Annotated in this window: 10 protein-coding genes; 5 read left to right on the top strand and 5 right to left on the bottom strand. The window is 53.6% G+C overall.

The genetic code is table 11. From position 1 onward, the window contains the following. Positions 1-59 precede the first annotated feature (59 nt). Together AC1W8Y_RS06550 and AC1W8Y_RS06545 are read left to right on the top strand one after the other, a co-directional pair. The gene (locus AC1W8Y_RS06550) at positions 60-12,662 is read left to right on the top strand and encodes an MBG domain-containing protein (RefSeq protein WP_482013665.1); all 12,603 of its coding nucleotides are present in this window, start codon (positions 60-62) and stop codon (positions 12,660-12,662) included. 85 nt (positions 12,663-12,747) lie between these two features. Next, positions 12,748-14,097, top strand: a complete 1,350-nt coding sequence (locus AC1W8Y_RS06545; protein WP_482013664.1) for an amidase — start codon at positions 12,748-12,750, stop codon at positions 14,095-14,097. A gap of 165 nt (positions 14,098-14,262) precedes the next feature. Here the strand turns inward: AC1W8Y_RS06545 and AC1W8Y_RS06540 are convergent, their stop codons facing one another. From AC1W8Y_RS06540 to AC1W8Y_RS06525, 4 genes are all read right to left on the bottom strand, one after another. Then, on the bottom strand, positions 14,263-15,471 hold the full coding sequence (locus tag AC1W8Y_RS06540) for an acetylornithine transaminase (protein WP_482013663.1): 1,209 nt from the start codon (positions 15,469-15,471) through the stop codon (positions 14,263-14,265). A 73-nt stretch (positions 15,472-15,544) separates the two neighbouring features. After that, a complete protein-coding gene (locus AC1W8Y_RS06535) occupies positions 15,545-16,378 on the bottom strand; it encodes an ABC transporter permease (protein ID WP_482013662.1) in 834 nt (277 codons plus the stop codon). Next, on the bottom strand, positions 16,375-17,319 hold the full coding sequence (locus AC1W8Y_RS06530) for an ABC transporter permease (RefSeq protein ID WP_482013661.1): 945 nt from the start codon (positions 17,317-17,319) through the stop codon (positions 16,375-16,377). Before AC1W8Y_RS06530 ends, AC1W8Y_RS06535 begins: the two co-directional genes overlap by 4 nt. A 24-nt stretch (positions 17,320-17,343) precedes the next feature. Next, complete coding sequence (locus AC1W8Y_RS06525) at positions 17,344-18,810, bottom strand: ABC transporter substrate-binding protein (protein ID WP_482013676.1); 1,467 nt, start codon at positions 18,808-18,810, stop codon at positions 17,344-17,346. Between the two features lie 241 nt (positions 18,811-19,051). On the opposite strand from AC1W8Y_RS06525, the gene AC1W8Y_RS06520 reads away from it, so the two are divergent. Continuing rightward, positions 19,052-20,143, top strand: a complete 1,092-nt coding sequence (locus AC1W8Y_RS06520) for a branched-chain amino acid aminotransferase (RefSeq protein WP_482013660.1) — start codon at positions 19,052-19,054, stop codon at positions 20,141-20,143. Between the two features lie 94 nt (positions 20,144-20,237). On the opposite strand, the gene AC1W8Y_RS06515 is transcribed toward AC1W8Y_RS06520, so the two are convergent. Then, entirely contained in the window at positions 20,238-21,437 is a 1,200-nt protein-coding gene (locus tag AC1W8Y_RS06515) for a CaiB/BaiF CoA transferase family protein (protein WP_482013659.1), read from the bottom strand. A gap of 101 nt (positions 21,438-21,538) precedes the next feature. Between AC1W8Y_RS06515 and AC1W8Y_RS06510 the strand changes: the two genes are divergently transcribed. Both AC1W8Y_RS06510 and AC1W8Y_RS06505 read left to right on the top strand, forming a co-directional pair. Beyond that, on the top strand, positions 21,539-22,321 hold the full coding sequence (locus AC1W8Y_RS06510; protein ID WP_482013658.1) for an enoyl-CoA hydratase: 783 nt from the start codon (positions 21,539-21,541) through the stop codon (positions 22,319-22,321). Next, on the top strand, positions 22,322-23,203 hold the full coding sequence (locus AC1W8Y_RS06505) for a 3'-5' exonuclease (protein WP_482013657.1): 882 nt from the start codon (positions 22,322-22,324) through the stop codon (positions 23,201-23,203). It begins immediately after the preceding gene. Positions 23,204-23,249 lie beyond the last annotated feature (46 nt).

Below are 23,249 nucleotides of genomic sequence, written 5' to 3'. Positions count from 1 at the left end.
TGTCCATTACTGGTACGTCGACCAATGGGCATGGTGTTAGCGTCAGTAGCGCATTAGCATTGGTCACAGCAGGCACTGCGACCATTACTGGCACATCCAGTGCAACGAATGCCTATAGTGGTGTCTATGTTCTAAGCGCTCTCAGCAATTCCGCAACGACGGGTGCTCTCGTTATTACAGCAACGGATACCGCAGGTGGATCAAACCTTGCATACTACCAGACAGCGAATGTCAGTTCGGGGACAGGGGGCGTCACCATCACTGCCACTGGCTCTGGGTCGAATTCGGCATTTAATGTGTCTAACAATATCACGTCGACTGGGCTGGTCAGTCTGACTGGTAACGCCGGCACAGGCGGCGGTAATGGTATTTGGCTTAACGGCAAAAACACAATATCTGGTTCAAGCGTGGCCATCAATGGCACTGGTGGCTCGACGGGTGGCTCAGGGGTTTATGTGGGCGGTGGTTCAACCCTTTCATCAACCGCGGGGTCGATGACCGTCTCTGGCACCTCTCTTTCGGGGTCGAATTCTGGCATCAATATTGCCTCGTCATCAACCGCCATTGCGGCGACAGGCGGCGACGTTAACCTAGTCGGTAGCACTGCTCAACCCAGTTCGACCGTTGCGGGCGTGTTTTTAGGCGATTCGAACACGGTGACTGGTGACAGCGCATCAAAAATCAATATCTCTGGTGGGTTAGTTGGCAACGGCAACATTGCGACTAACGGTGCCGCTGTCAGTTTTAGTAATGGGGGGATATCCACAACGCCCAATTACAAGGGTGTGATCTCTGGCACAGGGTCGCTGACCAATGTCTCGGGCATACAAGCACTATCTGGCGCCAATACCTATACCGGTACCACGTCGATCACCGGTGGCACCTTGCAGGTGGGCGCCGGATCGACGACTGGCACCCTCGGTACTAACACGGGTGCGATTGCCAATAATGGCACGCTGGCGTATAACCTCTCGTCAAACGTGACCGTCGCGAACCTCATCAGCGGGACAGGTGGGCTCAGTCAGCTTGGCACTGGCACGGTAATACTCACTGGCGCCAATACCTATGGCGGTGCGACGATCATTGGCTCTGGGAGTAACGCAGGTACGCTGCAGGTAGGCAATGGCGGCAGTGATGGCAGTTTGGGGGCGAGCACCTCGGTTGTGAACAACGGTACGCTGGCCTTTAACTTGACCACCACACCGACCGTTTCCGCTGCAATCAGTGGGTCAGGCGGTTTGTCACAACTGGGTAGCGGCACCACTGTTTTGACCGGCAATAATAGCTATGGCGGTACCACCACAATCAGCGCTGGTACGTTGCAAGTGGGTAACGGTGGCAGCACAGGTAGTCTCGGGACAAGTAGTTCAATCGTGAACAATTCAGCGCTCGTGGTGAATTTAAGTTCAACAACGACCATCTCGGGTGTCATCAGCGGTAGCGGCACACTGACCCAGAGCGGCAGCGGTACCACCATACTGACCGGCACCAATACGTATAAGGGTGCCACGAATATCAGTGGGGGCACCCTACAGGTTGGCGCCAGCAGTACCAGTGGTACGACGGGCTCGCTGGGGACAAGCGCCGTGACACTCTCTAATGGCGCTCGCTTAAGCTATCAGTTGGCAACCAACACCACGATCAATAACGCCATCTCCGGGGCCGGAAGCGTGATTGCCAACATCACCGGTACACTAAATATCGGGACCAGTGGCATTGCCCTTGTGAGCGGTGATAGTTCGGTGAAGCCGGCAATCAGCCTCACCTCGACCGGTGCACTGACGATCGCTGGACCACTGAGTGTGACCAACGCGTCGAGCACCGATACGAGTATTGCGCTCACGACGACGACGAGTGGCTCGGGGATCAGTCTCGGCAGCATTGATGGGTCTAACACTGGCTCGGGTGTGGTAAATGTGACTGTTCAAGCCAACGGTGGCGCGATAACGACAAGCGATATCAGTGCTTACAACATCACCCTGGATAATACCAACGGCACCATCAATTCGGCGACCGGTGCCATTACACAGGGGACCGCCGCCTCCACAGGCATTGGTATCTCAATTGGCGGTGACATCACGGCCACCAATAACCTGAATTTTGCAGGGGCGTCCTCCGCTAACACGGGGGTTAGCCAAAGCGCAAATATTTCTGGCGCGAACATTCAAGGATTTGGGAATTCAGTCGCTACTATTGGCGGCAAAAACGGCTATTACCAAACCTCTGGCAACATCACAACGACAGGTGCGTCAGGTGCCAGTGTGATTACAGGGAAGATGGCCTCTGCAGGCGGTGGGGGTACGGGGGCGTTGTACATCACTGGGTCAAGCAACCTCACAGCAGCAAGCGGCACAACATTAACGTTGGTCGGCCAAGCCACGGCCCAGGCAAGTGATTCTTTTGGCAACACGAGAGGCTTAAGAATCGACCCTGGTGTCACCATTAACACTTCTGGGGTGGTCGCCCTACAAGGCAATAGTAATAGCGATGACGGGTTATATAACTTTGCGACGATCAACGTCAAAACGGGCTCATTGGCGTTGACAGGTACGAGCACCGGTAGCGGTGGTGGCTCGCAATCTGGTCTGACAAGCACGGGTGCGATCAATCTTTACAACAACACCTCACTCAGTATCGTCGGCAGTGTTGCTAACCAAGCGGCGACATCGGCTGAAACAGGGGTGGTGATTCAAGGCGCTATCGGACAGGCGGCAGGTCAAACGACAGCGGGCAATATTTCAATCACGGGCTACTCAACCTCTGCTAGTAATTCCACCGCTGTCACGACCACGAGTTCAGTGACGACTGAGACTGGAAACATCACGATCGTTGGTCAAGCCTTGGCGGGTTCGGGTGGTTCGACGCTGTCGATTGGTGGATCGGTAACGAGTACGTTGGGCAACGTGACTGTGCAATCCATAGGAGGCGCGATTTCACACACTGCTGGAACAATTTCGGGCAACAATGTGACGATTGATAATACCGGCGCTGGTCTCACCAGCTTGATCGCCGATTCGTATGACAGCAATGTGTTGTCGGTGGGTACAGCGTTAGGGGGCTTAATCGACTCAACGACTGGGGCGATCACGGCAGGTTCAGCCTACAACTACCGTGGTAATGGTCTGGCTGGCATCCTGCTGTCAGGAAGTGGCATCATGGCCAGCGGCAATGTCAATATTCAGGGTAATGTCAAATCGTCTGCTGCAGACTATCCGGGCGTCGCACTTAGCGAAGGCATTAGCACCAGCGGGTCAACTTCGGTGGTGAATATCAGTTCGAACACCCTCGTTCGATTAAATGGCACGATCGAAGATACGTCTGGGACTATCGGTACAGTGACTGTGACAGGTAACACTGGGGTGGTGCTAGGTAGCAATATCACCTCGGCCGGCTCTGGTGGTATCACCGTGACTGCGGGTTCAGGGGCTAGCTCGACTGCAGCTTTGATTGCTACTAACGGCGCAACACTGACTCAAGCGAGCGGATCGGGCAACATCTCGCAATTCACGACCGGTTCAGGCGATTTGACAACAGCCAAGGTTGTCGATGAAGGAAGCGGCAACGTCATCATTGCAGCGGGTACGGATCTTGCAGTCGGCACGACGACTGGAAACGTTTTAACGACCAATAGTGGCAATACGGTGACGCTCGCCGGGACAGACAAACTTTATGTGTACTCGGGCTCTGAGGCGACGACGGGTAACTTGAGTAGCTTGAGCAGCGGTCTCTCTAGTCTCTATGTCGCTGGCTCAGGTTTCACGACCAATGCGCAGATCGGGACCGCTTATGGCGCTAGCACCACGATCGCGAATGGTGCCTCGACGCAGGTGTTATTCAGAGACTCAACGTCGCCCAATTTTGCGCTTACCCTGACGAGCCTGACCAAACAATACGGTAGTGACGACCCTACGCTTTCGCTGGCTTCTGTCACCGCTGCTTACACGGGGGGTAACTTAACCTACACGCCAACGGGCGGCAACAACACCTTTGTGCTTGCTTCGACAACAGCGCTCAATAGCTTGACAGGTTTGACGACGGCCACGCGAACGTCAGGCGAGGATGTTGGTACCTACAGCTATAGCGGGGTCAGTAGCAGTCTGTCGACGCTCACGTTCACAGCGGCCCCTAGTTTAAAAATCACCCCTAAAGCGTTGACGATTACGGCCAACGAAGTGTCGGATGTGACCTATGACGGCGTGACAAGTTACCAAGGGTTGGTATCACAGGCTGGTGTCAGTACCACCGGCCTGGTCAACGCGACCGTTAACGGCGTTGTCATCGCCGATCGTGTGGCTAGCGTGATATCGAGTTTCAGCTCGGGTTTGACCGTTGGCGTGGGTACCGCAATTGACGGCACGGGCGTGGCGCAAGCAGGTGATTTCAACCGAAGCATCAGCGCTGCGAGCGGCACAGGGTTATCCAACTACACCATTACCTATGTCGGCAATACCGGCACAGTGGATAAGGCAAACCTCAGCTTGAGCGGTAGTCAGGTCTACACCGCGGATACTGCCTTTGCAGGCACCAATCTCACGGCAAAAGGGGTGGCTGGTGAGACGTTTGCGGTGACGGGTACAGGCGCAGGAACCAACCTGTTGAGTGCGAACGTGCAAACGGGTGCGACCTTGAATAGCGTGACTGGGCTTGCGCTTGGCACGAGCTCAAATGGCGGGGTGGCTAGCAACTACAACCCCCTGTCGACCACTGGTTCAAGTGTCAATGTGACACCTGCTGCGTTAACGATCACCGGCGCAACGACGAGCACCGTCTATAACGCCGACGAACAAACCAATACCTATACGGTCAAGGGCCTGTTAGGTAATGATTCGGTCAATCGGGTGACAGGGTTGGCGGCTGGCGTGAACGTTGGTACTACAACGGATAGTTTGGGTTCGGCCAGTGGCAATGGTCTGTCGAATTACACGATCTCGTATGTGAACGGCTCTCAGACAATTACGGCCGCGCCCTTAGTGATTACAGGTGCCACGACCAATGCGACCTACAGCGGCTCTGCGCAGTCTAATAGTGGCTTTACTCAAGTTGGTTTGAAAGGCTCTGACACCATTGCATCGGTGAGTGGCTTCGGGACGGGAACCACCGTTGGTACTTATAACGATAATTTGTCGGGCGCAGTTGGCACTGGCTTATCCAATTACAACATCAGCTATCAAAACGGTTCGATCACGGTTGGCAAGGCTAATCTAACGATTACGGCCAACAATACTGCCAACTTTGTGACACTCGCCGATCCCGCGGGGTATTCGGGGGTCTCTGTAGAGGGCTTGGTCGGTGCAGATACGGTTGCCAGTGCAACGCTCTCGAGAGTGGCGGGTACGACGGCAGGTAATTACGCGCTCAGCGCAAGCAATGCAGTAGGCACGGGGTTAAGTAACTACAACATCAATTATGTAGCAGGCACCTACACCATCGTCCCCGCACAAGAATTGTTGATCAATACGACGGGTGCAACGACGACGTACGGATCGGCTGCTACGATCGCCACTCCAACAGCAAGCTATTACAACGCATCGGGTAAGTTGATAAATGCTTTGCTCCAGGCTAAAACGACCAATGCTCAAGGTCTGACAACCTACACGTTTAATGACGAAGCGGGCGGTACGGTATCGTTTAGCTTAGCGGCAAACATACCAACGACGGCTGTCAGTGGGTCAGGTAATACTGTCGTCGGTAGTTATGGGATTGTTGCTAATAATTTTAGTAAGACAAGTTCTAATCTCGTCGCGAACGCGGCTGTTGTCACGGGTGACGTCACCTTCAACCCTCTGGCATTGACGGTCACGGCAGCCAACACCACCACGGTTTACAATGCTTCTGCGCAAGGTCAGAGCTATTCAGTCTCAACAGGCCTTAACGCAAAAGATGCCGTGACGATCTCTGGGACAGCTACCCGAACGAATGTAGGCACGTCTGCTTCGTCGCTGCTAGCGTCTGGATCTGATGCCGGAAATTACAGCTTCACGTTTGTGAATGGCGATTTGACCGTGACGCCTGCACCGTTGACGGTTACGGGTGCCAATACAACGGGTGTGTACACCAGTAACTCTCAAACCAACACCTACAGTACAACGGGTCTGCTTGGGTCAGATACGGTCACGGGTGTCTCAGGCGTCGCGGCACGCACCAATGTAGGGACAACTGCGGATAATCTCAATAGCGCAACAGGTAGTGGTTTGTCTAACTATGACATTACTTACGTCAATGGCGGGCAGACAATTACCCCAGCAGCGCTGAAGATCACGGGCGCGACGACAAGTTCAACCTACACCAGCAACTTACAAACCAATAGCTATTCGCAAATAGGGTTGCTCGGCTCTGATTCGATCACAAGCGTCACTGGTTTGGCCTCTCACACAAACGTAGGGACAGCGACTGATAACCTGACTGATGCGACAGGCACAGGCCTGTCGAATTACACCATCACGTTTGTCAATGGTTCGCATCAGATCACCCCTGCCAATGCAACGGTGACTGGTGCGACAACCAGCGCGACCTATACCGCTAACGCCCAGACGAACACCTATACGGTGTCGGGCTTGCTTGGGTCTGATACGGTGACTGAAGTGAGCGGTGTGGCGACAAGAACCAATGTGGGTACGACGGCTGATAACCTCAGCGTTGTCGCTGGTACTGGCATATCAAATTACAATTTTTCCTACATCAATGGGTCGCAAACCATCACCAAAGCGTCGCTAACCATTACCGGTGACACGACCCAGTCGACTTACACGAGCAATTTGCAAACCAATGGTTACTCAGTGACGGGTTTGTTGGGCAGTGACTCAGTGACGACGGTCACAGGTTCAGCAAGCGCAACTAACGTCAGTAAAACCAGTGACAATCTAACCGCTGCCACGGGTAGCGGGCTGTCAAACTACAGCATTAATTTTGTGAACGGGTCATTACAGATTACCCCTGCCTCGTTGACGATTGCCGGCGACACGACGAGTTCAACCTATACCGCCAACGCGCAGACCAACAGTTATACCGTCTCAGGATTGCTCGGTAAAACTGATGCGGTGACGGGTGTAACAGGGCTCGCGTCGCGCACCACCGTGGGCACCACGAGCGATAACCTCAGCGGCGCTGTGGGCAGTGGTCTATCGAATTACATGATTTCTTATGTGAATGGTTCGCAAACCATCACGGCAGCACCGCTGACTATCACCGGTGACAGCACGAGCGTGACCTATACCAGTACCGCGCAGACCAACACTTATAAAGTGGCAGGCCTTCTTGGTAGTGATGCCGTCAGCAGTGTGACGGGGTCCGCAACCAGAACAAACGTCGGTTCTTCGCAAGATGATTTAGCGGGGGCTTTAGGCACTGGTCTATCCAATTACACGATTTCGTATGTCAATGGATCGTTGGCAGTCACCCCCGCTACACTGACGATCACCGGCGACACCACAAGCTCAACATACACCAGCAACGCACAAACGAATACCTATACCAAGAAAGGATTGTTGGGCACAGACTCCGTTACCTCTGTGGATGGATTAGCCCAGATAACGAACGTCGGCACAACGGCAGATCATTTGAGCAATGCCGAGGGCAATGGCTTGTCGAATTACACCATTACGTATGTCAACGGATCTAAATCAATCACGCCTGCAGCGCTGACTATCACGGGCGATACGACAACCACGGGTTACAGCGGATTAGTACAGACCAATACCTATGGTGTCAGCGGTTTGTTGGGGACTGATTCGGTCACCAGTGTGGCTGGCCTGGCCTCTGGCACTAATGTTGGCAAAGTCTCGGATGTTTTGAGTGGTGCCACGGGGTCTGGGCTCTCGAACTACACGATTTCGTATCTGAATGGGTCGCAAACGATCACCCCTGCTGATTTAACGATCACGGGATCCACCACCAATGCGACTTACAACGGCTATGCACAATCGAATAACGGGTTTACCGTCTCAGGTCTAAAAGGCGCTGATACCGTCACTGCAGTCAGTGGTTTTGGCTCAGGCACTAATGTGGGAACCTACCGCGATACGTTAACGGGTGCTACCGGTAGCGGCTTATCGAATTACAACATTACCTACAACAGTGGATCGCTCACCATCGGGGCCGCAAACTTAACGATTACCGCCAACAATTCTTCAAACTTTGTGACTCAGTCTGACCCCAGTGGCTACGCAGGTGTCTCAGTCGTAGGTCTTCTTGGGCCGAATGACGCGGTCACCAGTGCCAATCTGACCCGCGTGGCTGGCACGGCAGCCGGGTCGTATGTGCTGACCGCGAGCGGCGCAACAGGCACAGGGCTTAGCAACTACAACATTAGTTATGTGGGTGGCACCTACACCATCGTACCCGCTGGTGAGTTAATGGTGAACACCGCAGGCGCTGTTACCACCTACGGCACTGCTGCGAAGATCAGTTCGCCCGCCGCGACCTACTTAAGTTCAACTGGCACGATCATCACTGAACTCGCTAGTTCCACGACAACCACGTCAGCGGGTGTCACGATCTATAACTTTTCTGATGGTGCAGGAGGCACTGTTTCGTTTAGTTTGAGTGCGAATGTGCCCACGACTGCGTTTTCCAAATCCGGTAACGTCGCTGTTGGTACCTATGGGATCATTGCCAGTAACTTTACCAAAACTGGGTCTAACCTGACGACCGATGCGGCGGTAGTGACCGGCGATGTCGTGGTCAATCCGCTTGCCGTGACGGTGACGGCAGGCAACACGAGCAACGTGTATACCAGTCAGACACAACAACAAACTTACACAGCGCAAGGGCTTATTTCGGGTGACGCGATTACCGTTTCTGGCACTGCCAGTCGCACGAACGTCGGGACATCAACCTCTGCATTGTCGGTCTCTGGTGCCGATTCGAGCAATTATTCATTCACGCTGGTCAATGGGGATCTTACGGTCACGCCCGCTGCGCTGACCATTACCGGCGCAAAGACTGTCTCGACCTACACCAGTCAATCCCAGACGAATACTTACAGTACCTCAGGCTTGTTAGGCAATGATCGTGTGAGTGGCGTGTCTGGTTCGGCCAGTCGCACCGATGTTGGCACAACCACCGATGCGCTCAGTGATGCGACTGGTACAGGCTTATCTAACTACAGTATTTCGTATGTAAATGGGTCGCAAACGATTACGCCCGCCGCACTGACGATCAAAGGTGCTTCGACGACAGCGGTCTATACGAGCAATGAGCAGACGAACACCTACACCACGGCTGGTTTATTGGGTAGCGACACGGTGGCGGATGTTGCGGGCTTGGCGAGCCACACTAACGTGGGGACGGTCAGTGACAGCTTAAGCGGCGCGACAGGCTCGGGTTTATCTAATTACACGATTACCTATCTCAATGGCTCGCACACCATCACGCCCGCGGTATTGACGGTGAAGGGCGATACGACCTCGGTGACCTACACAGGCTTATCTCAGTCCAATACCTATAGCGTGTCGGGCTTGTTGGGCAGTGACTCTGTAACGAATGTGGTGGGCGCGGCAACAGGGACGAATGTTGGTAAAACAACTGACGCGCTGAGTGGGGCCGCCGGTAGTGGGCTGTCGAACTACAACATTAGCTATGTGAATGGCTCGCAAACCATCACGCCAGCCAACCTCACCATCGCTGGCGACAACACCGTGTCAACGTATACCGGTGGTGCTCAAACCAACACCTATGCGGTCACTGGTTTGCTGGCCTCCGATACGGTTAGCAGCGTGACAGGGTCTGCGGTGAGAACCACTGTCGGCCAAACGTATGACGTGTTGAGTGCCGCAACAGGCAGCGGTCTATCCAACTACAACATTACGTATGTGAATGGCTCTCAGACAGTAACCCCTGCTGCGTTGACGATCACGGGTGCTACCAGCACATCAACGTATACGGCCAGCGCGCAAACCAACACCTACAGTACAACGGGGTTGCTCGGTACCGACTCGGTCAACAGCGTCAAGGGCCTAGCGAGTCGCACCAACGTAGGCACTTCTGCGGATGATTTGAGCACCGCCTCAGGTAGCGGCTTATCAAACTACCAAATTACCTATGTCAACGGCTCGCATACTGTCACTGCGGCCTCGTTAATCATCACCGGGGCAACGGCCACGGCAACGTATGACGCCAATCAACAAACCAATACGTATGCGGCTTCTGGTTTGCTAGGTAAGGACACGGTCTCTGGCGTCACTGGCTTAGCCACACAAACTAACGTTGGGACAGCCACTGACTCATTGAGTAATGCGGTGGGTACCGGGTTAAGTAACTACAATATTTCGTATGTGAATGGCTCGCTCAAGATTAACCCCGCAGATTTAACTATCACTGGGGCTACCACCTCGTCAACCTACACCAGTCAGGCGCAGACCAACACCTATAGCGTCTCAGGTCTGATGGGGGCTGACACGGTGAGCGGCGTGACAGGCTTGGCGACCCGCACGACGGTCGGGACAACTCAAGACGCCTTGAGTGCTGCGACGGGGGCCGGGCTCACTAATTACACGATCACTTACGTTAACGGCTCACAGACGATTACGCCCGCAGCCTTAACGATTACCGGCGCTGACACCAGCAGCGTTTACACGGCCAAAGCACAAACCAACACTTACACGACCAATGGCTTGTTGGGGGCCGATACGGTGACGGCTGTGTTGGGCTCAGCTACCCACACGAACGTAGGTTCGGTCGATGACAGCTTGCACAGCGCCAGCGGGTCTGGTCTGTCGAATTACCACGTCACCTATGTGAACGGCTCGCACACCATCACGGCCGCCCCCTTGACCATCACGGGTGATATCACCAGCTCAACCTATACCAGCGACACGCAAACCAATACCTACAAAACGGCGGGCTTGCTGGGCAACGACGCCGTGACAGGGGTAAAAGGCTTAGCCACTGGCACCACCGTCGGTCAGACGGTTGACCACTTGTATGAGGCATCAGGTACGGGCGTGTCAAATTACGACATCAAATATGTCAATGGCTCATTGACGGTGACGCCGGCTTCGCTCACGGTCAGTAATACGGCGAATAACACGACGTATAACGGTGCCTTACAAACCAACAGTGGCTTTACTGTCACGGGTCTGAAAGGCGCTGATACGGTTGATTCGGTGACCGGGTTTGGTGCAGGCACAAACGTTGGCACTTACGCTGATGGCTTATCAGTCGCGTCGGGTAAGGGTCTCTCTAACTACAACATCACGTATCAAAATGGCTCAATCACGATTGGCCAGGCCAACTTGAAGATTACGGCTAATGACGCCGCGGATTTTGTGACGCAGACAAAGTCTGGTGTGAGCAGTTACGCTGGGGTTTCTGTTGAGGGCTTGCTTGGTACTAACGACACCGTGACGAGCACAACCATCACAGGTTCGATGAGCAGCAATGCACCCGCTGGCTACTATGCCAATGCACTGACGGCGAGTAATGCGACGGGTACTGGTTTAAGTAACTACAACATCACCTATGTGGCCGGTAATTACACGGTGGTGCCTGCTGGTGAGTTACTGGTCAGCACGACTGGCGCGACAACCACTTACGGCACGGCGGCATCCATTGCAACGCCAACGGCCAAGTACCTCACTTCAACGGGGACAGTGATTAACGAGCTCTTGCAGTCTGTGACGACAAACGCAGCGGGGCTCACCACCTATACCTTCTCTGATCAATCAGGTGGGACCGTGGCCTTTAGTTTGACCCCCAACATCACGTCCTATAGCAAGTCTGGTAACGCCGCAGTTGGAACCTACGGCCTCAGTGCCAGCAATTTTGTGAAGACGGGCTCGAATTTGACCGCTAATTTTGCCGCGGTGACGGGTGAGGTCACGGTGGACCCATTGGCAACGACGATCACAGCGACGCCCACCACCTCTGTTTATAACGCTGGTACGCAGACACAAGCCTATACCGTGTCAAACTTAATCAGTGGGGATGCGGTAAGCATCTCTGGGGTTGCTAGCCGCACGAACATTGGTACCGCTGAGTCAATTCTTTCTGCTTCTGGGGTGGATGTCGGTAATTACACGGTCACCTATTTGAACCATGATTTGACGGTAACGCCCGCGCCATTGACCGTGACAGGTGCTTCTACGTACGTTACCTATAACGGCGGCACGCAATCCAATAGCGGCTTCACGACCGCTGGGCTGCTGGGCTCGGATAAGGTTGCCTCTGTGAGTGGCTTTGGCACCGGCACGAATCCGGGCATCTACGCCGATGCGTTGTTTGGTGCAAATGGCAGTGGGTTGTCCAACTACACGATTCGCTATGTCAATGGCTTCCTTTACATCGGGGCTGCTGAACCTGGTAAACCCGTTGTGACACCAGCCAGCGCGGCAGTTGTCCCGACCTCAAGCAAGGCATCGCCGGTGGCGTCTGTCACGGCTGCTGTCCCTAGCACAGTGAGTACAGCCTCGACGAAATCGAGTGCGACTGCGACGCTGACGGTCTTCAATCCCGTGACGCCAATCGTTGTTCCGCAGACCGTTTCAAGGCAATCGTCGCTCTCTGTGGGGATCAAAGACAGTGGCGAGTTTCAGGCGGTGAATCTGCCCAGCATTGATTCGACCGTTTGTGATTCGGATGGTAGTTCTTCAGCAGCACTTTCTGGAGGCGCAGGTCAAGGGGTTGTGTGTTACTCAGCAGATGTACCGGATAAAAAATCGAGATAACGGAGGGATACACTGGTAAAGGGATCTGCTATTGTGCTGGTTTAATGCGTCATTTGATTGTCTTGAACTTTATTGCGCAAAGCCTATGAACCCAATCACTGAAACTGTTGTCGCCCTGAATCAACGTCTTGCCCGAAACGGAACGAGCCGAGAGGCACTGATATCCGCGGTGCTTGAACAGGCACAAGCCAAAGCTGCTCAATACGTTTTCACCAAAACGTACGCGGATTCTGCTCTCGCTGCAGCCCGCTACGCGGACGCTGCGCAGAGCGCTGGGCTGGTATTGCACCCGATTGCGGGGTTGCCTGTCTCAATCAAAGACTTATACGATGTCGCCGGCGAGACCACCCTAGCGGGGTCTGTCGTGTGTGAGGGTGAACCGGTCGCTGCTGTTGATTGCCCTGCGGTTGCTCGTTTGCGATCTGCTGGTGCTGCGATTGTGGGTAAAACCAACATGACCGAGTTTGCCTTCTCAGGCGTCGGTATCAACCCACATTACGGCACGCCCGTGAATCCCACGGATACCAAACTGGCACGCATCCCTGGTGGGTCATCCTCTGGTGCCGCGGTGTCAGTTGCTCTGGGCTTGTCCGTCGCGGGGTTAGGGTCGGATACTGGGGGGTCAATTCGAGTGCCGGCGGCATTGAATGGTCTCGTGGGGTTTAAAAACACCCAGCAACGTACCCCACTTGCTGGCGCACTTGAGTTGTCGCACTCGCTCGATACCGTTTGCGCGATGACGCGCAGCGTTGAAGACTGTTTGCTCGTCGACGGCATTTTGGCAGGTGAACCCTTGAACGTTGCCCGTCGTCCCTTGTCTGCCATGCGGTTTGCCGTCCCTCAAACGATTGTGCTTGACAGCATGGATGCTGAGGTCGCTCACGCTTATCACCGAGCGATTTCTTTATTATCTGGGGCAGGTGCCCAGCTCGTCGATATCCCCGTGACCGAGCTGGCCGAGTTATCTAAAATCAATTCGCCGGTGGGTTTTGCACCCATAGAATCTTATGCGGTTCATTATGAACGCCTGATACGGGCACAAGACAAGTTTGATCCATTGGTCGCCAAACGCGTCAAACTTGGTGAGTCGGTGACGGCTAAGCAATATCTCGATTTGATTCGTCGCAGACGCGATTGGATCAAACGCACCGAGGCCGTGATGCAAGGGTTTGATGCGGTGTTGTGTCCAACGTCACCGATTTTGGCACCTGAGATTGCTGGCTTGATCGCTTCAGAAGAAGCTTTTTTTAAAGCCAATGCGCTCTTACTGCGCAACACCTCGATATTTAATTTTCTGGACGGCTGTTCTTTTAGTTTGCCTTGCCACACAGCAGATGAGTTGCCCGTTGGTTTGATGTTGTCATCGGTTAACGGCGATGATGCTCGCTTAGCCGGTGTCGCGTTGGCGGTTGAGGCTTGCTTGCAAGCTAAGTAACCCAGTGAATTAACTTTGGGGCTTTGACCGAGCCCAAGGTGTCTAGTCTGGCTATCAAGTCAATGGGGATATTCTGGGGATGTACCGCGACAGTACATCCCCGTTTTCAATCACTGCTGTCAATCGTCAATCTTTGCCTTCACGCAAAGACGGGATGAAAGAACCTTATGCTGGAACAGCGGCGACGGCTTCACGAGACTTGATCTCTAAGGCAATGATTTCATCCAGCATGGAAACCATCTGGTCGATTTCAGCACGCGTCACGTTCAGCGCTGGCATAAAGCGCAGCAAATCAGGTCTCGGTGCATTGATCAAGAGACCAACAGGCTCCATGGTGCGGGCTCTTTCGACAAGCTCAGACCCCATTGCCGAGCCGAGCTGCAAAGCCCGCAGAAGCCCTTCGCCACGCTCACCGGCCAAGTGATGTTTATCGGATAGTTTAAGCAACTGCTGCTTGAGGTATTCACCTTTTGCTTGCACATCATCCAGAAAACCGGGTGCTGTGATCTGGCCAATGACATTGACACCAACCGCTGTCATCAAGGGGTTACCACAATAAGTACCACCCTGATCGCCTGGTTCAAAGACAGCGACGGCATCCGTACAGAGCAGAGCTGCTAATGGCACGCCACCACCGATCCCTTTGCCAAGCGTCATGATGTCAGGCTCGATATCGGACAACTGATGGGCGAACAGCTTGCCCGTTCTGCCGCACCCGCTTTGTACTTCGTCAACAATCAAAAGCACATTGTGAGCGGTGGTAAGTGCACGCAGCTGTTGCATGAATGCTTTGGTTGCAGGGATGACACCACCTTCGCCTTGCACGGGCTCAAGCATCACAGCGACGGTTTGGTCATTGATTAACCGTTCAACCGAGGCGATGTCGTTCAAGTCGGCCTTCGGGAAGCCGTTGACCTGAGGGGCGAACATGGTGTCCCAGCCGGGTTTGCCAGAAGCACTCATGGTTGCCAGTGTGCGGCCGTGGAAGCTATGGTCAAACGTGATAATTTGATAGGCCGAGTTTTTATGCATGCGGCCCCATTTGCGGGCCAGCTTGATGGCACCTTCATTGGCCTCAGCGCCACTGTTGGCAAAAAAGACTTTGTCGAAGCAGCTGCGCTCGGTCAGCATGTCGGCCAGCTCAATCATGGGCTGGTTGTAAAAAGCTGGGCTGGGGTTGATGACTTTGCTGGCTTGCGCACTCAGTGCTGCCAGCATGCCTGGGTCGCTGTGACCGAGGCAATTCACGGCCCATCCTTGAAGAAAATCCAAGTATCGCTTGCCGTTATTGTCAACTAACCATGATCCTTGTCCGGAAACCATTTCAATGTCGGGACGTTTTGTAACAAACATGATCGAATGTGTGTTCTTCATGGTTTCCTCTTGTCGTAGTTGGTTGACGAATTTTCTCCTGGATCTGATAGTCTATCAGACTCGTTATGCTTATTTATTGCCGCTGTCTGGGGTCAAGGGCGTCGCGCAATCCATCGCCCAGTAAATTGAAGCCCAGCACGACCAAAAAAATTGCGCTTCCCGGGAAGATAGACATCCAGGGTGCTTGAGTCATGAAGTTTTTTGCCGTATTCAACATCGAGCCCCAAGAGGGATTGGGGGGTTGTAGGCCGAGCCCCAAAAACGACAAGCTTGCCTCGGCGATGATGGCCGTTGCAATGGTGATCGTCGCTTGTACGATCAGTGGCGGCATGATGTTGGGCAAGATATGGGTCAGGATGATTCGAGTGTTCGAGGCGCCGAGCGCCTTCGCACTTTGGACATAATCGTCGCTTTTGACACTTAAGACTTGCCCGCGCGTCATTCTGATAAAACGGGGTGCAGCAGAAATGCCAATGGCAATCATGGCATTCACGAGGTTGGGGCCCAAAAACGCAGCAAGCGCGATTGCCAGAATCAAAAAGGGGATCGCAAGGGCAGCTTCGGTTGCCCGTGAAATAAGGCTATCGACCCACCCGCCGAAATATCCCGAGATCAACCCCAGAGGCACGCCGACGATCAAGGCGATGAGTACAGAGACCAGGCCTGCCATGAGCGAGGCTCGTGCCCCAAAGAGCATACGGCTCAACAGATCACGACCGAGTTCGTCTGTGCCCAACCAGTGCAGGGCAGAAGGGGCTTTGCGAATGGCGATGAAGCTAGTTTGAAAGGGATCAATGCTGGTCAACAAGGGTGCGAGAATGGCCATCGTCGTAAAAAACAGCACAATGACAGCGCCGACCATCGCGACGGGGTTACGACGAAACTTCTCAAAAGACCGGCTGCTCACGCTTGTCTCAATTTGGGGTTAATGACGGCATATAAAACGTCTGCCAGCAAGTTCAGGGCAATAAAGCCAACTGCGACACATAAGACGACGCCTTGAACCACCGCATAGTCTCGGTTAAAAACAGCGTCTACCATCAGTTTGCCAAACCCGGGGATGGTGAAGACTTGCTCAGTCAATACCGCGCCTGCTAGCAATTCACCCAGCAGCAAAGTCACAAGTGTCACGATAGGCATCAGGGCGTTACGCAGGGCATGTTTCAGAACGACACGCACGGGTGCTACGCCTTTGGCACGTGCAGTACGAACGTAGTCGGCAGAGAGCGCCTCTAACATGGCAGAGCGTGTATGCCGCATCAGGTAAGCGGCAATCGCTGTTGATAAGACGAAGGCAGGCATGATCATGGTTTTAATCGACAGCCAGACATCCTCTCGCAGAGGCACAAATCCAGAGGCCGGCAACAAATGCCATTGAACAGAAATCAGCATGATCAGCAGAATCCCTAGCCAGAATCCCGGGACAGACATACCCGACAGGGCCGTCACGTTGGCTGCAAACTCAAACGTGCTTCCCTTTTTAACGGCGGCAAGGATCCCCATGGGAATCCCAATGATGATGGCCATCAACATCGCCATACTCGCCAGTTGCAGGGTGACGGGCAATTTCTGTCCAATCAGGGTTGCCACGGGCAAGTCAGTACGCAAAGACTTGCCCAAGTCACCCTGAGCGACCTGAGTTACCCAGGCCAAATATTGCACCGGCAGCGGATCGTCGAGGTGATACTTTTGTCTGAGATAATTCAACACGACCGGGTCGCGCTCTTCTCCCGCCAAGGTCAATACAGGATCGCCTGGCAGTATTTTCTGCAACGTAAAGACGATCAGTGACACCAGTATTAGGGTCGGTATCGCCACCAGCAGTCTGTTAAGAATCAGCTTGATCATATTGTGTCATGGGGTCATCGGCCCTTAAGGGGAAATGGTCACGCCACGAAGTCTGATCATACCGTCCGGATGAGGGATGAAGCCTTTGACCTTCTTACTCAAGGCAAACGGCCACGGTTGGTAGTACACGTACATTTGCGGCAAGTCATCCTGCAAAATGGTCTGTGCTTGATCGTAAATTGCTTTGCGCTTAGCGGTATCCGGTTCAATGCGGGTCGCATCAAGCAGTTTGTCGACGACAGGGTTGCAGTAGCGCCCATCGTTGAGTGCACCTTTGCATGTGACGAAGTTGTAAATATTGCCATCCGGGTCTGCACGACCCGACCAGCCAATCAGCATGGCGTCGAAATTGCCCGAGGCGGCCTCTTTTTGCATCGCTGCAAACTCGGTGGGCCGCAAGCTAACATCGAATCCAACCTCAGCAAGCATGGCCTGCATCAATTGCGTCATTGATGTTTCGGTCGTGTTGTTACCTGAAATCAACTCTAATTTCATCCGCTCAACACCAGCGGCCTTGAGCAACGCTTTCGCCTTGGCCACGTCGCGCGCTTTTACCGGAAACTTATCACTGAAGTAGGGACTGGCAGGCGGAAAGGGTTGCTGCGCAGGAGGGAAAATCCCTTCACCAATGACGTCGTTGATGGCTTGACGATCAAGGGCCAGTTCAAACGCTTGTCGCACGCGCTTGTCTTTGAAGCCTGCTGTGTCAGCCCGAGCACCATTGCCGATATTGAAAAAGATCTGTTGAAAACCCAGCCCTGACACCGGTGCAAATGTCAGTGATGCATCCTTTTTGATGGTTGGCGCATCTGCTGGGCTTGCACGCTCAATCAAGTCAAGGTCACCAGACTTGAGATTGGCCAGCCGAACGGTGGTGTCGGGGATGGCTTTGAAGATGACTTTTTTGAACTGGTAGCTGCTGGCGTCGTAATATTGATCAAACTTATCCAGCACGATACGGTCGTTTTGTACCCGCTCGGTGAACTTGTAAGGCCCTGAGCAAACCGGCTTTTTGCCCACACTCGACGAGTCTTTCGGATCGAAAGTCGCAGGCGATAGCATCATGCCAGCGCGATCGGATAACTGCGCCAGTAGGGTGGCATCGGGGGCTTTTAACTTAAGCACGAGCGTAAACTTGTCTGGCGCTTGCACTGACTCAACCGAGGCAAGTTCGCCCTTACGAATACTGTCGGGTAAGGTCAGCGCACGTTCGAGATTAGCCTTTGCCGCCGCGGCATCGAACTTCGTGCCATCGTGAAAAGTCACATCTTCACGAAGCTTGAAGGTAAGCGTTTTGTTTTCGTCGCTTAACGCCCAAGCGGTTGCCAGTTGCGGCACGAATTTCAGATCAGTGGTGATATCTACCAATTTGTCGCAGAGCGAGGTAAACACAATTCGACCAACATAGGTTCTGGCACGGTGGGGATCCAGCACGTCCGGGTCTTCTTGCAGCCCGATTCTGAGGGTTTGTGCGCGAAGGCTGGTGGCCATGAGCAACAGCGCAGACAGGCTGATCAATGTGACGAGACGCTTCATGAATATCCTTGAGGTTGATGCTGCTTCAACGTGTGGAAAATGATTGCACTAGGTTACGACGTTTTGGCAGAGATTGGCAGTTGTTCTTTTCAAGGACAGCAATAACCATACCAAACGTTTGCTTTTTAGAATCTTGCCGATATGCGCTATCCTAAAGTATTATTAAATTTAAACTTTGCGCCAACGCCATCCCGATATGACCACGACGATACCTTTTAGCATCAAGCACTCAGCGAACCCGGCCTCTCACGAAAAGCGAGAAGCTATTCTCGCTGCCCCAGGTTTTGGTAAGTATTTCAGCGATCACATGGTGTCGATTGACTGGTCGATCGAGCAGGGTTGGTTCAATGCTGAAGTAAGACCTTATGGCCCCTTGTTGATTGATCCGGCTTCTTCGGTACTGCACTATGGGCAAGAGATTTTTGAGGGTTTGAAAGCCTACCGGCACGCCGACGGATCGGTCTGGACGTTTCGACCAGAGCGCAACGCGGCTCGAATGATGCGGTCTGCCCATCGTTTGGCATTGCCCGAATTGCCAGTCGACCTTTTTGTTGAGTCTCTCAAACAGTTGGTGTCGGTGGATAAGGCTTGGGTGCCGAGCGCGCCAGAGACCAGCATGTATATCCGCCCCTTCATGATTGCCAATGAGACCTTTCTCGGGGTGCGGGCTGCTGAGCGCGCCGCCTACTATGTCATTGCAGGCCCTGCAGGCGCTTACTTTGCCAAGGGCGTTGCACCCGTTTCAATTTGGTTAGCCACGGATTACGCCCGTGCGGCCAGTGGTGGTACCGGTGCGGCTAAGTGCGGCGGTAATTATGCGGGATCATTGCTGCCGCAGAAAGAAGCGTACGCCAATGGCTGTTCGCAAGTGTTGTTTCTTGATGCCAGTGAGATGAAGTATCTCGAAGAGCTTGGCGGGATGAACGTGTTCGTTGTCATGAAAGACGGCACCGTCGTGACCCCCAGTTTGACAGGCAGTATTCTTGAAGGCGTGACCCGTGAGAGCCTCCTGCAGCTGGCCAGAGATCGCGGCCACAGCGTGCAAGAACGCAAGATCAGCTTTGACGAATTGCGCGAAGGTATCCCTTCGGGTGACATTGCCGAAGTATTTGCCTGCGGGACAGCTGCCGTGATGACCCCCATTGTGGCCATTAAAGGCCCTGGGTTTACATTGGGCGATGAAACCGCGGCTGCTGGTCAATTAACGATGTCGCTTCGTCAAGAACTGACTGACATTCAATATGGGCGAGTCCCGGATAGACACGGTTGGTTGACCCGTCTTGCGTGATATTTTTGGCCATGCGTTGATGGGTTGAAATGCAGCCAACGTTGGCTGCATTTCAGATGAGGGTTCAACCTGCCATCATCACCATACCGGGCGTTCAGACAACGCCTTGCTCGTGAAATTTTGCGATTTCGGCCGCTGAGAAACCGGCTTCATCCAAAATCTCGTCGGTATGGGCACCAGCATCAGGTCCGACCGTCACGACTTGAGCGGGTGTGCGGCTCAAGATCATTGGCTGAGTGATGAAATGACGATCCGCATCATGCACAGGATCGTGCACGGTTGTCGCAACACCACTGAATTTCACTTGTGGGTCTTCAAACATCTGAGGCACGTTATAAACTGGGCCGGCAGGAACACCCCCCTTATTGAGTTCTTCAACCCAGTAGGCGACCGGTTTCGTTCTGAAGGCTTCGTTCAACGCGGCGTTGAGCTCGACCCGATTGGCGCGGCGAAGCTTATCTGATTTGAACGCCTCTTTCTCGCGCCACTCAGGGCGTTCGCACACATCGATGAGACGCTGCCAGTTGCCTTCGCCTGAAGCCCCGAGATTGAACACGCCATCACTGGCTTCGAACAGACCCATCGGGCTGCTGGTGGGATGGTCATTGCCTGCCTGCGTGGGGATATCGCCTTCGTTCAGGTAGCGTGCGCCTTGAAAATCCATCATGGCGATTTGGGAATGCAATAGCGAAGCATGCACCCATTGCCCTTTGCCCGATTTCTCACGTTCGATCAACGCGGTCAGGATGCCCAAGGCAGTGTACAGACCAGCACTCATATCCGCGACAGCTAAGCCAGCCCGCACAGGACCAGTGCTAGGGAAACCTGTCACCGACATGAGCCCGCCCATGCCTTGCATAATCTGGTCAAAGCCGGGTCGTTTGGCGTAGGGGCCTTCTTGTCCAAAACCAGAGATACTGGCCAAAATAATGCGCGGGTTAACCTTTGCGAGCGACTCATAGTCGACGCCCAGCTTCTTCTTGACGTCAGGGCGCCAGTTTTCGACGACCACGTCGGCTGTTTTCACCAGACGCATCATGATCTCAAGCGCGCCGGGCTTTTTCAGATTCAACGTTAACGAACGCTTGTTGCGGTTCAAATTCTGAAAGTCACCCCCGTGGCGGTTGGCGGCGAACATCCCTTCATTGGGGTCGACGCCAGCAGGAGGCTCGATGCGAATGACATCGGCGCCGAAATCTGCAAGCACACGCACGCAGTTAGGGCCCGCCCGGACGCGTGATAAGTCGAGTACTTTAAATTGGTTTAGAGCTGTTGACGCTTGGATTTTTGGCATGATTTTATAGCGAACAAAAAGGGGGAATATAGGTTGCTTGGGGCTTTATTGCAAGCCATACTAACGGCTTGCACATTATCACTTAATACCGAGGAGACAAAGTGGGACAACTCATTATCAGCAAAAACGGCGCTGTCGGGACAATTGTGTTTTCTAATCCGACCAAAATGAACGCCATGACCTACGAGATGTGGATGGGCGTCCCCGAAGCACTAAAAGAGTTTGAGTCTGATGCGGCAATACGGGTGATCGTGCTGAAAGGCGATGGAGAAAAAGCTTTCATCTCAGGGGCTGATATCTCGCAGTTCGAGAGCCTACGTTCAACACCAGAAGGTCATCAGGCTTACGAAGATCACTTGGCTGTGGCGATGAAATACCCGACCGTGTGTCGCAAGCCGGTGATTGCCCAAATTAGGGGCTATTGTTTTGGGGGGGGGCTTGGTTTAGCTGCTGCCTGTGATATTCGAATCTGCGCTGAGGATGCCACCTTTCGAATGCCAGCGGCCCGATTGGGCCTGGGTTACGGCGCAGAGGGTATCAAACAGTTTCAAAATTTGATCGGCATGGCCAATACGACCGATATTTTCATGACAGCAAGGCGCTGGAATGCTGCTGAAGCCTTGCGGATGGGTTTTGTTTCAAAGGTCGTGCCTGTCGCTGATCTGCAAGCTGCGGTGGATGAATATACGACGATGATTGCTGAGAATGCGCCGTTGACCGTTCAAGCGGCTAAGTATGAGATTCGCCAGAACGTCACGGACCCCGACAAAGCCGATATGGTTGGGGCTCAACAGAGGGTGGATGCTTGTTTCGCCAGCGAAGATTTTAAGGAGGGGCGCAGGGCATTTATGGAAAAGCGCATCCCCAATTTTCAGGGGCGTTAATTGGATATTCAGACAGCGGTCGCCGAGATCGAGCAACACCCTGATTTTCGCTTGCTAAGACGGGTCAAGCTGGCGCAAGGCCATGTTTTTGCTGAAAATCTATCTGGTGAGCCTTGTGCTCGTCTTGCGGTCGTTGATACTGAAACGACAGGTTTTCGGCCTGAAGAGGGAGACAGGATCATCGACTTGGCAATCGCCGTGTGTGAATACGGCAAAGCGTCAGGTCAGTTGTATCGGATCGTCGACCGCTTTGAAGGCCTTGAAGATCCCGAACAGCCGATTTCTGCCGAAGTCGTGACATTAACCGGGATTACCGACGAGATGGTCAAGGACCAGCGAATCGATGATGAACAGGTTGCCCAGGTGATGACGGGGGTTGGCTTGGTCATTTGTCATAACGCTGCGTTTGACCGTGGCTTCCTCGAGGCCCGCTTTGCGGCCTTCCGAGATTTGGCATTTGGGTGTTCGCTGAATGAAGTGCCTTGGCGCAGTTGGGGCATCAACAGCAGCAAGCTCGATTACCTGGGATTTGTGTTCCGTCTATTTCATACGGGTCACCGAGCCCGGGCGGACGTAGATATGCTTGCCGCATTACTGGCGCAGCAAACGCCTGATGGATCGACGACTGTGCTATCAGTGTTATTGGCATCAGCACGTCTACCGAGCTGGCGGATCAATGCCATCGGGCTGCCTTTTGACAGTAGCCAAATCGCCAAAGCGCGAGGTTATCGCTGGCATCCAGGTGACGCATCGTTAGCCAAATGTTGGTGGGTTGAAACGCTGAATGAGCAAGAAGAAATGCAGTTTCTGACCCAAATCGGTTGTCATCACCCCGAAGTGATCAAACTAACCGCCCGCGAACGTTATCGCCAGCGGCGTTAGTCAGTCAAAGGCGTAAGTCAGTCAAAGGCAATGCAAGAGCAGAGGC

This window comes from Jezberella sp., from assembly GCF_964834465.1.
Note: the sequence above shows the minus strand (reverse complement) of the source record. Positions and strands in the feature narration are given on the sequence as shown.

Excerpts from the sequence above, each read along its gene's own strand:
- AC1W8Y_RS06530 (WP_482013661.1), bottom strand. The coding sequence starts at position 17,319 with ATGATCAAGCTGATTCTTAACAGACTGCTGGTGGCGATACCGACCCTA.
- AC1W8Y_RS06545 (WP_482013664.1), top strand. The coding sequence starts at position 12,748 with ATGAACCCAATCACTGAAACTGTTGTCGCCCTGAATCAACGTCTTGCC.
- AC1W8Y_RS06520 (WP_482013660.1), top strand. The coding sequence starts at position 19,052 with ATGACCACGACGATACCTTTTAGCATCAAGCACTCAGCGAACCCGGCC.
- AC1W8Y_RS06525 (WP_482013676.1), bottom strand. The coding sequence starts at position 18,810 with ATGGCCACCAGCCTTCGCGCACAAACCCTCAGAATCGGGCTGCAAGAA.
- AC1W8Y_RS06540 (WP_482013663.1), bottom strand. The coding sequence starts at position 15,471 with ATGAAGAACACACATTCGATCATGTTTGTTACAAAACGTCCCGACATT.
- AC1W8Y_RS06515 (WP_482013659.1), bottom strand. The coding sequence starts at position 21,437 with ATGCCAAAAATCCAAGCGTCAACAGCTCTAAACCAATTTAAAGTACTC.